A 14,835-nucleotide genomic window follows, 5' to 3' on the forward strand; every position below is an offset into this window, starting at 1 on the left:
TTCCAGGCGGGGATGCAAAAAAGCGTCTTCCCCGCCTGCCGGATAATTCCATAGTCGGAAAAGATGGGTTATGGGAACGCCATGACCATCAAGCCACTCATCATTCTTCCCGATCCCGTTCTCCGTCAGATCTCCAAGCCGATCGAGCGGGTTGACGCCTACCTGCAGCGCCTTGCCGACGACATGCTGGAAACCATGTACGACGCGCCGGGCATCGGCCTTGCGGCAGTTCAGATCGGCGTACCGCGCCGGATGCTGGTCATCGACATCGCGCGCGAGGGCGAGGACAAGCAGCCGCAGGTGTTCATCAACCCGGAGATCGTCACATCCTCCGACGAGCGCTCGGTCTACGAGGAAGGCTGCCTTTCGATCCCGGATTATTATGCCGAGGTCGAGCGCCCGGCTGTCGTCTCGGTCAAATATCTCGACCGGAACGGCAAGGAACAGACGGTTGAAGCCGACGGCCTGCTCGCCACCTGCCTGCAGCACGAGATCGACCATCTGAACGGCGTGCTGTTCATCGATTATATCTCGCGGCTGAAGCGGGAGATGGTGATCAAGAAGTTCACCAAGGCGGCGAAGTCGAAGGCGCTCTGAGCATTGCGTTGAAAATTCACCGGAAAGGCACTATGATATCACCGATATCATGATGGAGATGCCGAATGGGTGACCTGCTTATCCGCGATGTTCCGGATGTGATGAAACGGCAGCTTCAGGAAAGCGCGCAGCGCAATGGCCGCAGCCTTTCGGAGGAGGCGATCGAAATCCTCCGCCGGCAGATTGCTGCGGAGCGCTCGGGCGTTTCGGCCGGGCAGCGCCTGCGCTCCCTGATGGGTGACGAAAGATTGCGCGAAGATGAAGTGGAAGCCATTGCCGCATCGCGCCACGAACGCGATCGCGAACCACCGCGCTTCGACACATGATCGTCCTCGATACGAATGTGATTTCCGAAATGCAGGGTAGGGCCCACAGCGAGCGGATATTGAATTGGCTTGATGGCTACGACGTTGAAACGCTATTTCTGACGACGATCGCCGTCGCCGAAATGCGCTATGGTCTTGAACTCCTCGACGACGGCAGGCGAAAGACAGCGTTGGTATCCGACTTCAATCGGATCGAATCGGAATTTGCCGGCCGTATCCTCGGGTTTTCCCTCAGTGCGGCGAACCGGTACGGGCTATTGGCAGCGGAGCGCAGAAAGGCCGGGCGGCCGATCGAAACGAAGGATGCGATGATTGCCGCCATCTGCCTTGCCAACGGCGCGACGCTTGCCACCGGCAACACCAGAGATTTCGAGGGGCTTGATCTCAAGCTCGTAAACCCGTTTGAAGACGGTTGATCCTCAATTGGCGAGATAGAATGTCTCTTCGCATCATTTTCATGGGAACCCCGGAGTTCTCGGTTCCGACCTTGCGCCTGCTCGTCGATGCCGGCCACAGGATTGTCGCCGTCTATACGCAGCCGCCGCGGCCAGGCGGGCGGCGCGGGCTCGATCTGCAGAAATCGCCGGTGCATCAGGCGGCCGAACTGCTAGGTCTCCCGGTCTTCACGCCGGTCAATTTTAAAGATCCTGAGGAGCGCGAGAGATTTGCCGCTCTCAAGGCCGATGCCGGCGTCGTTGTTGCCTACGGATTGCTGCTGCCGGAGGCGGTTTTGAACGGCACCCGGGATGGCTGCTATAACGGCCATGCCTCGCTGCTGCCGCGCTGGCGGGGTGCGGCTCCGATCCAGCGGGCGATCATGGCGGGTGACGCAAAGACCGGCATGATGGTGATGAAGATGGACAAGGGTCTCGATACCGGCGCCGTGGCGCTGACCCGAGAAGTCGAGATCGGCCCCAACATGACGGCAGGCGAGTTGCATGACCGGCTGATGCAGGTCGGCGCCAAGGCGATGACCGAGGCCATGGTCAAGCTGGAGATGAACGACCTGCCATTGACCCCGCAGCCGGAAGAAGGCGTGCTCTATGCCGCCAAGATCGACAAGGCCGAGACGCGGATCGATTTCGCCAGGGATGCCAGGGATGTGCACAATCATATCCGCGGCCTGGCGCCATTTCCGGGGGCCTGGTTCGAACTTGAGATCGGCGGCAAGCCCGAGCGGGTGAAGGTGCTGGGCTCCGAGCTGGCCGAAGGCCAGGGGATAGCCGGGCAATTGCTGACCGACGATCTTCTGGTCGCCTGCGCGTCGGGGGCGGTGCGGCTGACACGGCTGCAGAAGGCAGGCGGCAAGCCGCTCGCCGCAGCCGATTTCCTCAGGGGCACGCCGCTTGGCGCAGGCACGAGGCTTTCCTGATGCCACGTTTCCGCATGACCGTCGAATATGACGGCGGCCCCTATGTCGGTTGGCAGCGACAGGAGAACGGCCCCTCGGTGCAGAGCGCGATCGAAGCGGCGGTGCTGTCGCTGACCGGCGAGACGGTCTTGGTCCGCGGCGCCGGCCGCACCGATTCTGGCGTCCACGCGATGGGGCAGGTGGTTCATACCGATCTTTCCAAGGACTGGTCGCCCTATAAGCTGCAGAATGCCTTGAATGCCCATCTGAGGCTCGCCGGCGAGCGTGTCTCGATTCTCGATGTCGAGGCGGCTCCCGAATTCTTCGATGCTCGCTTCTCGGCTTTGCGGCGCCATTACCTCTACCGTATCCTCAGCCGCCGGGCGCCGCTGGCGCTTGAAGCCGGCAAGGCCTGGTGGGTACCGAAGGTGCTCGATCACGAGGTCATGCACGCCGCCGCCCAGAAGCTGGTCGGCCGGCACGATTTCTCCACCTTCCGCGCCGCACATTGCCAGGCAAACAGCCCGGTGCGCACGCTCGACCGGCTGGATGTGACCCGCAACGGCGAGCTCATCGAGATCCGCGCCACGGCGCAGAGCTTCCTCCACAACCAGATCCGCTCCTTCGCCGGCACGTTGAAGCTCGCCGGTGAAGGCAAATGGACGCCTGAAGATGTCGAGGCAGCCCTCGAAGCCCGCGACCGCAAGGCCTGCGGCCCGGTGGCACCGCCCGATGGGCTCTATTTCATGCAGGTGGATTATCCCGACGTGATCCCGGATCGCCGCAGGCCGGTCACCGATGACGGTGACGGCGAAGATCTGTCGTAAGCCCGCTCAGGGGGGATAGATGCCGAGGAAGTGCTGCAGATATTCCGAAAGGATCATCGACGGCACGAGCAGCACCAGCGTCAGTGCCCCGACCATCAAGGCGTGACCATGGCAGATCATCCGGACAATGCGCGCCAGCGCGAAGACCTGCGCCAGCATGAAGGCAAGGAGCAGCAGCGAGACGAGGCCGACGGAACCGGGCAGAAAGACCACCATCGCCAGCAGCAGCCCGTTGATATAGGAGAGCGGCACGCCGAGCCAGTTGACGCTGACGACGACGGGGGCGAAACGCTCACCCATGCGGAAGGCCAGCAGCAGCAGCCCGGCAAAGACCAGCGGCACAAACCAGTTGGCGACCTCGACAAGGCCGAGCCTGACATAGAAGGCAAAGCCGACATCGGCTTCCGGCGGCATCGACCGCAGGAAGGCCTGTCGCCACCAGAGCCAGGAAATGCCCATCGGCGGCAGGCACCAGGCCATCGCCCAGAACGAGCGGTTGACGCCGCGCTCGGACATGTCGAGGTAGCGGAAGCCGCGCGGATCCAGCCGGATCAGCAGCCAGAGGCCGGCCAGATAGTACTGGACTTCCCTAAGCCCCGGCATTGGCGAACCAGCGGGCGATGAAGGTCTCGTAGATCGCCGTCAGCGTCTCTAGATCGGCGACTGCGACGCGCTCGTCGACCATGTGCATCGTCTGGCCGACGAGGCCGAACTCGACGACCGGGCAATAATCCTTGATGAAGCGCGCATCCGACGTGCCGCCGGTGGTCGAAAGCGCCGGCGAGCGGCCGGCAACGCTCTCGACGGCCGATGACAGCGAGGCAATCAAGCCATTGTTGCGCGTCAGGAACACGTGGCTCGGCCGGTCGGCCCAGACGATATCGTATTTCACCGGCTCGCGGCCCGGCCGCAGCTGGCCGTTGCCGGCGGCGGCATCGAGGCGGCGCAGGATTTCGGCGCGCAGCGTTTCGGTCGTCCAGCTGTCGTTGAAGCGAATGTTGAAGCTGGCCGATGCCTTCGCCGGAATGACATTGGTCGCCGGATTGCCGACATCGACCGTGGTCACTTCGAGGTTCGAGGGCTGGAAGTCGTCGGTGCCACCGTCGAAGGGCGGGTCCATCAGCGCCTGGGTCAGCTGCAGCATGCCGCGCACCGGATTGTCGGCAAGGTGCGGATAGGCGGCATGGCCCTGGACGCCGTGCACGGTGATTCGGCCTGACAGCGAGCCGCGCCGGCCGATCTTGATCATGTCGCCCAGCCTGTCCGGATTTGTGGGCTCGCCGACTAGGCAGGCATCCCAGCGCTCGCCGCGCTCAGTGGCCCATTGCAGGAGCTTGACCGTGCCGTTGATCGCCGGGCCTTCTTCATCGCCGGTGATCAAGAAGGAGATCGAGCCGGAGGGCGGCCCGTTTTTCTCGATATGACGGGCGACGGCGGCGACGAAACAGGCGATGCCGCCCTTCATGTCGACGGCGCCGCGGCCGAAAAGCTCACCCTTTGCAATCTCGGCGGCAAAGGGCGGATGCGTCCAGGCGGCCTCGTCGCCGACCGGCACGACATCGGTATGGCCGGCAAACATCAGATGCGGGCCATTCTTGCCGAGGCGGGCATAGAGGTTTTCGATATCGGCTGTGCCCTCTTCGCTGGCCTTCACCTTGTCGACGGTGAAGCCGAGCGGCGCAAGCATGGCGTCGAGCGCGGACAGCGCGCCGCCTTCGGCGGGTGTCACGGAGGGGCAGCGAATCAGCGTCTGGAGATTGGCGACGGGATCGGTAGCGGTCATGGCGGTCGAACTATCCGGCGGGAATGGCAAAGACATGGCAAGGCGGCGGCGCCTCGCGTAAAAGACGCCGTCTGTTTACCGGATCAATGTCCTGGTGTCATCAATCTCTGAGCAGCTCGTTGATGCCGGTCTTGGAGCGGGTCTGTTCATCGACGCGCTTGACGATGACGGCGCAGTAGAGATGCGGCGCCGGCTTGCCGTTGCCCATGGTCGCATTGGCCGACGGCATCGAGCCGGCGACGACGACGGAATAAGGCGGCACTTCGCCGTAGGTCACCTCACCGGTGGCGCGGTCGACGATCTTGGTCGACTTGCCGATAAAGACGCCCATGCCGAGCACCGAGCCCTCGCGGACGATGCAGCCCTCGACCACTTCCGAACGAGCGCCGATGAAGCAATTGTCCTCGATGATCGTCGGGCCGGCCTGCATCGGCTCCAGCACGCCGCCGATGCCGACGCCGCCGGACAGATGCACATGCTTGCCGATCTGGGCGCAGGAGCCGACCGTTGCCCAGGTGTCGACCATCGTGCCTTCGCCGACATAGGCGCCGAGATTGACGAAGGAGGGCATCAGGATGGCGTTCGGGGCAATATAGGCCGAGCGGCGCACGACGCAGTTCGGCACGGCGCGGAAGCCGGCGGCGCGGAATTGGTTTTCGCCCCAGTTTTCGAACTTCGACGGCACCTTGTCCCACCATGTGGAATTGCCCGAACCGCCCTTGACCACGTCCATATCGTTGAGACGGAAGGACAAGAGCACGGCCTTCTTCAGCCACTGATTGACCGTCCAGGCGCCGTCGGCGCCGCGCGTCGCGACGCGGACCGTGCCGGCATCGAGCAGATCGAGTGCGGCTTCGACCGCATCGCGAACCTCGCCCTTCGTCGACGTGTTCACATTGTCGCGATTGTCGAAGGCGGCTTCGATGGTCTTTTCGAGGGATGCGAGGTCGGTGGCGCTCATGAGAATTCCTTAAACTTCGATCTTTATCGTGGAGACGGCGAAATCTCCGGAACGCGGTTGGCGGGGGTTTATCCTGCTCTACAGCATGCAGCCGTAGAACGGAATGATTTTTCCGACAAGATCGCACCTGGATTCAAGGCGTTATAGCGACATATCCGGCTTCGTAGCCGGCAATACTGAAAGGCATTTCGAGATGGCGAAGGGACGGAACGGCGGTTCGCGGCGCAAGGATGGCGTATGGGACCCGCTGAAGAGCAGTTCGACCGACAGGCAGCGCGCCGAGGCCGTGCCGAAGACGCCGCAGACGATGTCGCCTGCCTACCGCCTTGCCTATGTCGACGAGGATTTCCTCTGCCGCGAGGAGCTGCGGCCGATCCGCCTGCAGCTGGAACTGATGAAGCCGGAAATGATGCTGACCGAACGCGGCATCAAGTCGACCGTCGTCATGTTCGGCGGCGCCCGCATTCCCGCCCCTGGGCAGAGCGCCTGGGCCGCCCGCAACGATGTCCAGCGCGTCAACCTGGAGGCGGCCTCGGTCTATTATGACGAGGCGCGCAAATTTGCCGGGCTTTGCTCGAAATATTCGGCGAGCTTCGATTTCCACGAATATGTCATCGTGACCGGCGGCGGCCCCGGCGTGATGGAAGCGGGCAATCGCGGCGCGGCCGACGAGGGCGCACCGTCGATTGGCCTCAATATCGTGCTGCCGCACGAGCAGGCGCCGAACGCCTATGTGACGCCGGAACTCAGCTTCAACTTCCACTATTTTGCCATCCGCAAGATGCATTTCATGGTGCGCGCCAAGGCGATCGCAGTGTTTCCCGGCGGCTTTGGAACACTCGACGAATTCTTCGAATGCCTGACACTGATCCAGACCGGCCGCATGGAGCGTCTGCCGCTGATCCTCTTCGGCGAGACGTTCTGGAGGCGCATCATTAATTTCGACGCATTGGCCGAATTCGGCACGATCGCGCCCGACGACGTCAAGCTGATCAGCTTCGTCGACACGGCTGAAGCCGCGTGGAAGATTGTCCAGGATTTCTACGAACACCGAGAATAACGCAATTCCGAGGCAAAGTGCAAAGCGGTTTTCCGTCCGGAATGCGTAGAACAAACAGTTAGATCTCCGCTCTTTCCTCGCCGAACCAGGGGAAAGAGCGGAGCAATGGTGCGACAGGCCTTACAGAAGCGGCCGGTCCGGCATGTCGTCGATCGAGATGACGCCGTCCTTGTTGCGGTCCATCCGCGCAAACAGCTTGTCGAAGGCGGCGACGGCTTCCTGTTTGGAAATCTGGCCGTTCTGGTCGGTGTCGACCCGGTGCATCATCATCGAGGCGCGCATGAAGTTGCCGCCATGGCGCATCCAGTGATGTCCGTCACGGCCATCGTGCCCGCCGTGCCCGTCGCGGGGCGGCCGTGCCTGATCGTTATCCTCCGGTGTCGCGGCTGCGGTATCCGCATCCTTGGTTTCGCCGGCATCCTGCTTGCGCTGATCCTTCATCGCCTGCATCTGCGTCTTCTGGTATTCGCGGATTTCGCCCGGGGTCAGCGATCCGTCCTTGTTGGTGTCGATCGCAGCGAAAACCTTGTCGAGTCCGGTGGTGGCCTCCTCCTTGGTAACCTGCCCGTCCTTGTTTGCGTCGAATTGCTTGAGCATGCGGACATAGGTGATTTCGCGGAAGGCGGCAGGCCCTGGACCGTGCATGCCTGCCTGCTGACGCGGCCCGTCACCGGGTGCGGCATAGCCTGCCCCGGCGGCTGCGCCGAAGATGAGGGTGGAGGAAAGCGCTGCCAGTATCAGCTTGTTGCGGTACATCGTATTTGCCTTTCGTAAGGTGTCCCCTCACGAAGAAAGCTATGGCAACAGGGCGGAAAGACCCAGTTAAACATCGGTAAGCTGAATGAAACTTTGGTAATGCCGTCGGTCGCCGTCAGCCCGGGCGAAATCAGCCCGGACCGGTAATCCTGCCGAGAAACGCGGCGAGGTCGTCGGTGACGAAGTCGATATGATCCTCTTCGCCGCTGGTCTTTTCCCACCATTCGACGACCGTTTCTTCGAGATTGCGCGGCACCAGCAGCACGGTCTGCATGCCGAGCGCCTTCGGCACGGTCAGATTGCGCGGCAGATCCTCGAACATCGCTGCCTTGCTCGTTTCGACGCGCTTCAACGCCATGAATTTGTCGTAGGTCGCCTGCGCCGGCTTCGGCACGTAGTCGGCGGCGACGATATCGAAGATGTCGTCGAAATGCTCGAGAATGCCGAGCGCTTCGGCCGTCATTTCCGCATGCTTGACGCTGCCATTGGTGAAGATGAACTTGCGCCCCGGCAGCGCCTTGATCGCCGCGCCGAGTTCAGGCTGCGGCGTCAGCGCCGTGTAGTCGATCGCATGCGCCTTTTCGAGGAAGTCGTTCGGGTCGATGCCGTGATGGATCATCAATCCCTGCAGCGTCGTGCCATGCTCGAGGTAATATTGCTTCTGCAGCTTGCGCGCCTCTTCCCGCTCCATCTGTAAGAGCGCCGCGACATAAGCGGTCATGTTCTTGTCGATCTGCGCGAAGAGATTGACATGATGCGGATAGAGCGTGTTGTCGAGGTCGAAGACCCAGTCTGTGACGTGCGCGAAGTCGGCTTTATCAGGCGTGCGGTCGATCTTTGTCATGGCGGACTTATGGCACGGGTACGGCCGCAAGGAAATCGACAAGAATAAAATAGACGCCCGATTTTCGGCGGACGTCGCAGGCTCGGGATGCTAGAAAACGGACATGTTTTTCGAACGGCCCGACGATGATACGCTCTATGATGCCCTGATCGCGCGCTGCGCCGATTATGAGGGCCAGGCCTATGTCTGCGTCAAGACGACGGGCATCTTCTGTCGTCTGACCTGTCCGGCGCGTAAGCCGAAGCGGGAAAATACCCTGTTCTTCGAGACGATCGCCGCCTGCATGCATTCCGGCTTTCGCCCCTGCCGGCGCTGCCGGCCGCTGGAGCAGCCGGGCAGGGAGCCGATCGTCGACGTGTTGCTTGCCGCGCTCGACAGCGAGCCGCAGGTTCGCTGGACCGAAGACGAGCTTGTGCGCCGCGGACATGATCCCTCGACGGTGCGGCGCGCCTTCAAGCGGGCGTTCGGCATGACCTTTCATGACATCGTCCGCTACCGCCGTCTCGGGCAAGCGGCCCGGCAACTGGCCGATGGCGCACGCGTCATCGATGCGCAGATCGACGCCGGATACGAGTCTCCGAGCGGCTTCCGCACGGCATTCCAGCGGCTCGTCGGCAAGGCGCCGGCGCTCTCGCAGAACCGCGAACTGCTTTTTGCCGACTGGTTCGACACGCCGCTCGGGCCGATGATCGCGGTTGCCGACCAGACACATCTGCATCTGCTCGAATTTCACGACCGCAAGGCGCTACTGAGCGAGCTCGAGGCACTGCAGAAGCGCGTCCGCTCCTCGGTCGCGATCGGCCGCACGCCGGCAATCGACCGGATCGAGACGGAGATCCGGGACTATTTCGAAGGGCGGCGCACGGTCTTCACGACGCCATTGGCGCTCGGCGGCACGCCCTTCGAAAAACATGTCTGGGCAAAGCTCATGGATATCCCTGTCGGTCAGACCCGCGCCTATGGCGATCTTGCAAGGCAGATGGAAAGGCCGGAAGTCGTGCGTGCCGTCGGCCGCGCCAACGGCGCCAACCAGCTAGCCATCATCGTGCCCTGTCATCGCGTGCTCGGCGCGGATGGATCGTTGACCGGCTATGGCGGCGGGCTCTGGCGCAAGCAATGGCTGCTGCGGCATGAAGAGAAGATCAGCACACAATCAAAGATGGAGGAGACAACATGAACCAGACTGAAAAGGCCAAGGCATTCGGCGCGCTGCACCGCAAGGGCAACCCGGTCATTCTTTACAACATCTGGGATGCCGGAACGGCCAAGGCGGTGACGGAAGCCGGCGCCAAGGCGCTGGCGACCGGAAGCTGGTCGGTCGCCGCCGCTCAAGGCTATGGCGACGGCCAGAAGCTGCCGATGGAAGTGCTGCTTGAGACGGCACGCTCGATCGCCGCCGTCAACGAACTGCCGCTCTCGGTCGATTTCGAAGGCGCCTATTCGACGGACCCTTCAGGTGCCGCGGCCAATGTGGCGAAAGTGATCGAGGCCGGCGCCGTCGGCATCAATTTCGAGGATCAAAAGATCGGCGCGAGCGGCCTTCATCCGGTGGAGGCGCAGGCGGCCCGCATCCGCGCCATCCGGGAAATGGCCGAGGCGAGGGATATCGATTTCTTCATCAACGCCCGCACCGACCTGTTCCTTCAGGAAGGCGACGGCTCCAGGCATGCCGGTCTGGTCGACGAGGCAGTCGAGCGTGGCAAGGCCTATGCAGCGGCAGGCGCCAGCGGCTTCTTCGTGCCCGGCCTCATCGAACCAGCGCTGATCGAGAAGATCTGCGCCGCCTCCAGCATGCCGGTCAATATCATGATGAAGCCGGGCGCGCCCGAACCGGCAGCGCTCGGAAAGCTCGGCGTCTCGCGCATCAGCTACGGCCCGGGGCCATACCGGGCCATGATGGAGAAGCTGAAGGAAGCCGCGGCGGCGATCTATAGCCCGCTCTGATTTCGGCTCCAGTCTTGGAAGATGCGTCCCTTCGCCGGTGAAGGGCGCAACCTCGATCAGGGGACGATCAGCGTTCCGACGCCGTGCTCGGTGAAGATCTCGAGCAGGACGGAATGGGCTGTCTTGCCGTTCAGGATGACGACGCCCTGGACGCCGGCCTTGATCGCATCGATGCAGGTCTCGACCTTCGGGATCATGCCGCCCGAGATCGTGCCGTCGGCGATCAGCGCATGCGCTTCGGCGACGGAAAGCTCCTTGATCAGCTGGCCGTTCTTGTCGAGCACGCCGGGCACATCGGTCAGGAAGAGCAGGCGGGTGGCGTTCAGCGCGCCGGCAATGGCGCCGGCGAAAGTATCGGCATTGATGTTGTAGGTGGCGCCGTCGCGGCCGGGTGCGACCGGGGCGATCACCGGGATCATCTCGGAGCGGGCGAGCAGATCGAGCAGCGTGCGGTCGACCTCGACCACCTCGCCGACGAAGCCGAGATCGAGCACGCGCTCGATGTTGGAATCCGGATCCTTCACGGTCTTGCGCGCCTTTTCGGCGAAGACCATGTTGCCGTCCTTGCCGCAAAGGCCGATCGCCCATTCGCCGGTCTGGTTGATGAGCGCGACAATTTCCTTGTTGATCGAGCCGGCGAGCACCATCTCGACGATCTCGACCGTCTTCTGGTCGGTGACGCGAAGCCCGCCCTCGAATTTCGATTCGATGCCCATCTTGCTCAGCATGGCGCCGATCTGCGGGCCGCCGCCGTGAACGACGATCGGGTTGACGCCCGATTGCTTCAACAGCGCGATGTCGCTGGCAAAGGCCTTGCCGAGCTCGGGATTGCCCATGGCGTGGCCGCCATATTTGACGACAATCGTCTTGTTCTCGTAACGCTGCATGAAGGGCAGCGCCTTGGCCAGAAGCCGTGCCTGCAGTTCGCTTTCGGACTCGTTCATGGGGACCCCGCAGAATTGTTCGCGGCCTTTTATCGCAAGTTTCTGACAGAGGGAATAATCCAGAGGGCAATAGTTTTTCGTATCTGGCGCGGAGCCGGTGGTCTTTACCGTCCGGCGCACGCAAGTATGATATGAGGAACGGCATGCAAGGCGATGAGATTGCAGACCTGATCGGCCGCGTCGCGCTCAGCGACCGCAGGGCTTTTATTGCCCTTTACAATCAGACCGGGCCGAAACTTTTTGCCATCTGCCTGCGTATCTTGAAGGATCGCACGGAAGCCGAAGAAGCCCTGCAGGAAGTCTATATCAGCATCTGGCAAAGGGCCGGAAGTTTCCAGGCAGCCACAGGTTCGTCCTCGGCGTGGCTTTCGGCGATTGCCCGCAATCGGTCGATCGATACGTTGCGGTCGCGCAAGCCTATCGCCGACGAAATCGACAGTGCCTACGATCTTGCCGATGCCGCACCCGACCCGGAAATGCAGACGGTGACGAAGGATGAAGGAAGGCGGATTGACACCTGCATGGAAGAGTTGGAAGCTGATCGTGCGGTCGCGGTGAAACGGGCTTATGTCGAAGGGCTGAGCTATCAGGAACTGGCTGATCAGTTTGGTGTCCCGCTGAACACGATGCGGACCTGGCTCAGGCGCAGCCTGTTGAAACTGAGAGAGTGCATGGAACGATGACATCCCCCGACAAAAGCAAGGGAGACCGCTCCCGCGACGAGGTTCTCGCCGGCGAATATGTGCTTGGCGTCCTCTCGCTGCAGGACCGACGGGTGGTGGAAGAGCGCATTCGCCACGATCGGCCCTTTGCCGCGATCGTCAGCCGCTGGGAAACCAACCTTTCCGCCTTCAATGACGAGTATGAAACCGCCTCGCCAAACCGGGAAACCTTCAAGCAGATCGAGGCGCGGCTTTTCGGCGATGCTGCAAAACCCGCATCCTTTTCGCAAGGAATCTGGAATTCGGCGGTTTTCTGGCGCTCGCTGAGCTTTGCCTGTGTCGTCGTCGCCGTCAGCGCCGTTATCTTCGCCTCCGACGTGGTGCCGCAGCCGCAGGGGCCGACACCGCTGGTGGCCTCGCTTTCCGGCCAGAACAGCGCCATCAATCTTCTCGCCTCCTACGAGCTGCAGAGCGGCCGGCTGAAGATCGTGCCGGTGGCCGCCGGCAAGCCGGAGGAGAAGTCACTGGAACTCTGGCTGGTGCTGGGCAGCGGCCTGCCGAAATCGCTCGGCGTCTTCCAGCCGGGCGAGAGCGGCGAACTCGTCATTCCCGCCGATCTGCGCAGCCATCTCGCCGATGGTGCAACGCTTGCCGTCAGCCTCGAACCCTTCGGCGGCTCGCCGACCGGCCAGGCGACCGGTCCGGTGATCGCAAGCGGCGCCTTGCGCCGGCCATGATTGGGCGCCGGTCGTAAATCGCGCGCCCATAAAATCATTTTCTCCCAACTGAAACTCTTTGGCGCAAGCCTCCGTAGTTCGAAATGTCCGGACGACGCTCAGGCATAAAGCCCGCGGATGGTGTCCGGTGAGGAGAAAATCATGATCAAGTCCGTATTGCGCGGTTTTGCACTCGCGACCGCCCTATCCGCTGTCGCCTTTGCCGCCGCCAAGAACCCGGAAGTCGGCGGTGCGGCGATGTTCGCCACCAAGAACATCATCGAAAACGCTGTCAATTCGAAGGATCACACGACGCTGGTCGCAGCCGTCAAGGCGGCGGGCCTGGTCAGCACGCTCGAGGGCAAAGGCCCCTTCACCGTCTTTGCGCCGACCAACGAAGCTTTCGCCGCCCTGCCGAAAGGCACGGTCGAGACGCTGCTGAAGCCGGAAAACAAGGCGACGCTCACCAAGGTTCTGACCTGCCATGTCGTTGCCGCCGATGCGATGGCCAAGACCGTTGCCAAGATGATCAAGGATGACGGCGGCGAGCACGACATCAAGACCGTCGGCGGCTGCGTGCTGAAAGCCAAGGAAAGCATGGGCAAGATCACGCTGACCGACGAAAACGGCGGCGTCTCGCATGTGACGATCGCCGATGTCAAACAGTCGAACGGCGTCATCCACGTCGTCGACAAGGTGCTGCTGCCGAAGATGTAAGTCTGCGTATGTCGGCAGAGGCGTGGGGCGCTCTCCGGGGCGCCCCAAACACAATGAGAGAGGCGCCAGCGTCACTGATGAGGTGGCTATCGGGCCGCTTCGGCTCTCCGGAAAACGAGTGTGACACTCATGCCGGTGCCGGGGGACGAGGTTACTTCGACGTTAGCGCGGGCGTTCTGTTTCAGGGACTGCACGATCATCGCGCTCAGCTTTCCCGGGTGCGGCCAATTCACATCTTGAGGAAGACCGACCCCATTATCGGCAACGGTGATCCTGCAGCCGGTATCGCTGACGACACAGCGGAGCGTGATCTCTCCGCCGTCACGCCCCACAAAGGCATGTTTCAGCGCATTGGTGAGGAGTTCGTTGATCACCAGCCCGGCGGGCATGGCCACATCGACCGAAACCGGCCAGGTATCGACCTTCATGTCCAGCCGTATGCCTTCCACGGCGTGGGCAGCCATCACCGAGGCGGCAATCTGGCTCACATAGGTGCCAAGATCGACTGTGGCGCCTTTCTCTTCGTCCGACAGCGAGCGGTACAACAGCGCCAAGGCTTCGATCCGCCCGGCAAGCCGTGCAAATCTCTCGCTTTCCTCGCTCTGTTGTGCATTGCGCGCCTCCATCCGGATCAGCGCCGTGATCATCTGAAGATTGTTCTTCACGCGATGCTGAAGTTCGCGCAGAAGCACATCCTTCTCGGTCAGCAGCTCGCCGAAGCTCTGATCCGCCGCCGCCTCATTGCGCGCCGCAAAGGCTACCAATCGGAACAGCGGGGTGTCGTCATCGTCGACGATGGTATTCGACCAGACATCGATAATGGTCGTGCTGTCAGGTTCGGCCACCAGGGAGAACGCGCCAATATACTCTTCCGCAGAAGTCACGGCGGCTGTCAGCGTCGCTCCTCCCGATATGGCGGTGGAATCCAATTCGATCTCGGTCCAGGCTTTTCCCTGGACCTGCGTTGCGCTGAGCGCCGTCAGCCGTTCGAACTCGAGATTGACGTAAATCAGCGCCTCACAGTTATCGAGTTCGGAGACGGCCACAGCAAAGGGGACGTGATCGAGAAAGTGTCGAAACCGATCGTCATCAAGGGCTTCGGCCAGATGGGGCAGGTTGCCGACGCCTTCCGGCGAAAGCGGCTGGTCTTTGCTATCAGTCATCTAACTACTCGCGCACGCGGCTGCTCTTGCACAGCATGGGATGGAGGGTTGCTTTAAAAACTTCGCGGACGCAAGTGCAAACACTGCCGGTCAGCCTATGCAAGCAGTTTCATACTGCGAGGATGATTGACGTGATCCGACCCTTGATTCAGGCCAAACCCGGAAATTGCGCCAGCAGCCACCA

18 protein-coding genes are annotated in these 14,835 nt (G+C 62.0%); 11 read left to right on the forward strand and 7 right to left on the reverse strand.

The window, feature by feature from the left end; all coding sequences use genetic code 11:
• Nucleotides 1-81: 81 nt before the first annotated feature.
• The 5 genes from def to truA all read left to right on the forward strand — a co-directional run bounded on the left by def (nucleotide 82) and on the right by truA (nucleotide 3,101).
• Nucleotides 82-597: a peptide deformylase gene (def, locus tag HJB82_RS17145; protein ID WP_221140735.1), complete on the forward strand. Its 516-nt coding sequence runs from the start codon at nucleotides 82-84 to the stop codon at nucleotides 595-597.
• Nucleotides 598-662: 65 nt separating this feature from the next.
• Nucleotides 663-923 (forward strand): FitA-like ribbon-helix-helix domain-containing protein, encoded by a 261-nt coding sequence (locus HJB82_RS17150; RefSeq protein WP_164006310.1) that lies wholly within the window; start codon nucleotides 663-665, stop codon nucleotides 921-923.
• Nucleotides 920-1,339, forward strand: a complete 420-nt coding sequence (locus HJB82_RS17155; RefSeq protein WP_221140737.1) for a type II toxin-antitoxin system VapC family toxin — start codon at nucleotides 920-922, stop codon at nucleotides 1,337-1,339. Before HJB82_RS17150 ends, HJB82_RS17155 begins: the two co-directional genes overlap by 4 nt.
• 20 nt (nucleotides 1,340-1,359) lie before the next feature.
• Nucleotides 1,360-2,295 carry a methionyl-tRNA formyltransferase gene (gene fmt, locus HJB82_RS17160; protein ID WP_221140739.1) on the forward strand — a complete coding sequence of 312 codons (936 nt, stop codon included), beginning with the start codon at nucleotides 1,360-1,362 and terminating at the stop codon, nucleotides 2,293-2,295.
• Nucleotides 2,295-3,101, forward strand: coding sequence for a tRNA pseudouridine(38-40) synthase TruA (gene truA, locus HJB82_RS17165; RefSeq protein ID WP_221140741.1), 807 nt, complete (start codon nucleotides 2,295-2,297; stop codon nucleotides 3,099-3,101). Before fmt ends, truA begins: the two co-directional genes overlap by 1 nt.
• Nucleotides 3,102-3,107: 6 nt before the next feature.
• Here the strand turns inward: truA and HJB82_RS17170 are convergent, their stop codons facing one another.
• From HJB82_RS17170 to dapD, 3 genes are all read right to left on the reverse strand, one after another.
• Nucleotides 3,108-3,704 (reverse strand): hypothetical protein, encoded by a 597-nt coding sequence (locus HJB82_RS17170; protein ID WP_207582674.1) that lies wholly within the window; start codon nucleotides 3,702-3,704, stop codon nucleotides 3,108-3,110.
• The gene (gene dapE, locus HJB82_RS17175; protein WP_221140743.1) at nucleotides 3,691-4,884 is read right to left on the reverse strand and encodes a succinyl-diaminopimelate desuccinylase; all 1,194 of its coding nucleotides are present in this window, start codon (nucleotides 4,882-4,884) and stop codon (nucleotides 3,691-3,693) included. The genes HJB82_RS17170 and dapE overlap by 14 nt, the downstream gene beginning before the upstream one ends.
• A 100-nt stretch (nucleotides 4,885-4,984) precedes the next feature.
• Nucleotides 4,985-5,845, reverse strand: a complete 861-nt coding sequence (dapD, locus tag HJB82_RS17180) for a 2,3,4,5-tetrahydropyridine-2,6-dicarboxylate N-succinyltransferase (RefSeq protein WP_207582676.1) — start codon at nucleotides 5,843-5,845, stop codon at nucleotides 4,985-4,987.
• Nucleotides 5,846-6,038: 193 nt separating this feature from the next.
• On the opposite strand from dapD, the gene HJB82_RS17185 reads away from it, so the two are divergent.
• Complete coding sequence (locus HJB82_RS17185; RefSeq protein WP_207582677.1) at nucleotides 6,039-6,905, forward strand: LOG family protein; 867 nt, start codon at nucleotides 6,039-6,041, stop codon at nucleotides 6,903-6,905.
• Nucleotides 6,906-7,025: 120 nt separating this feature from the next.
• Here HJB82_RS17185 and HJB82_RS17190 read toward each other — a convergent pair whose 3' ends face one another.
• Complete coding sequence (locus HJB82_RS17190) at nucleotides 7,026-7,661, reverse strand: calcium-binding protein (protein WP_207582678.1); 636 nt, start codon at nucleotides 7,659-7,661, stop codon at nucleotides 7,026-7,028.
• 130 nt (nucleotides 7,662-7,791) lie between these two features.
• Nucleotides 7,792-8,505, reverse strand: coding sequence for a pyrimidine 5'-nucleotidase (locus HJB82_RS17195; protein ID WP_207582679.1), 714 nt, complete (start codon nucleotides 8,503-8,505; stop codon nucleotides 7,792-7,794).
• Nucleotides 8,506-8,608: 103 nt separating this feature from the next.
• On the opposite strand from HJB82_RS17195, the gene HJB82_RS17200 reads away from it, so the two are divergent.
• Both HJB82_RS17200 and HJB82_RS17205 read left to right on the forward strand, forming a co-directional pair.
• Nucleotides 8,609-9,682 carry a bifunctional transcriptional activator/DNA repair enzyme AdaA gene (locus HJB82_RS17200; protein WP_221140745.1) on the forward strand — a complete coding sequence of 358 codons (1,074 nt, stop codon included), beginning with the start codon at nucleotides 8,609-8,611 and terminating at the stop codon, nucleotides 9,680-9,682.
• Entirely contained in the window at nucleotides 9,679-10,449 is a 771-nt protein-coding gene (locus HJB82_RS17205) for an isocitrate lyase/phosphoenolpyruvate mutase family protein (RefSeq protein ID WP_207582681.1), read from the forward strand. Before HJB82_RS17200 ends, HJB82_RS17205 begins: the two co-directional genes overlap by 4 nt.
• Nucleotides 10,450-10,505: 56 nt before the next feature.
• Here HJB82_RS17205 and argB read toward each other — a convergent pair whose 3' ends face one another.
• Nucleotides 10,506-11,393, reverse strand: coding sequence for an acetylglutamate kinase (gene argB / locus HJB82_RS17210; protein ID WP_207582682.1), 888 nt, complete (start codon nucleotides 11,391-11,393; stop codon nucleotides 10,506-10,508).
• Nucleotides 11,394-11,536: 143 nt separating this feature from the next.
• Here argB and HJB82_RS17215 point away from each other — a divergent pair, with 143 nt between their 5' ends.
• The 3 genes from HJB82_RS17215 to HJB82_RS17225 all read left to right on the forward strand — a co-directional run bounded on the left by HJB82_RS17215 (nucleotide 11,537) and on the right by HJB82_RS17225 (nucleotide 13,488).
• Complete coding sequence (locus HJB82_RS17215) at nucleotides 11,537-12,076, forward strand: sigma-70 family RNA polymerase sigma factor (protein ID WP_207584242.1); 540 nt, start codon at nucleotides 11,537-11,539, stop codon at nucleotides 12,074-12,076.
• Nucleotides 12,073-12,792: an anti-sigma factor domain-containing protein gene (locus HJB82_RS17220; RefSeq protein ID WP_221140747.1), complete on the forward strand. Its 720-nt coding sequence runs from the start codon at nucleotides 12,073-12,075 to the stop codon at nucleotides 12,790-12,792. Before HJB82_RS17215 ends, HJB82_RS17220 begins: the two co-directional genes overlap by 4 nt.
• A 141-nt stretch (nucleotides 12,793-12,933) precedes the next feature.
• Nucleotides 12,934-13,488, forward strand: a complete 555-nt coding sequence (locus HJB82_RS17225) for a fasciclin domain-containing protein (protein WP_207582684.1) — start codon at nucleotides 12,934-12,936, stop codon at nucleotides 13,486-13,488.
• A gap of 86 nt (nucleotides 13,489-13,574) precedes the next feature.
• Here HJB82_RS17225 and HJB82_RS17230 read toward each other — a convergent pair whose 3' ends face one another.
• A complete protein-coding gene (locus HJB82_RS17230) occupies nucleotides 13,575-14,651 on the reverse strand; it encodes a sensor histidine kinase (RefSeq protein WP_207582685.1) in 1,077 nt (358 codons plus the stop codon).
• Between the last annotated feature and the right edge of the window lie 184 nt (nucleotides 14,652-14,835).

The organism is Rhizobium sp. NZLR10 (assembly GCF_019685125.1).
GTDB lineage: Bacteria > Pseudomonadota > Alphaproteobacteria > Rhizobiales > Rhizobiaceae > Rhizobium.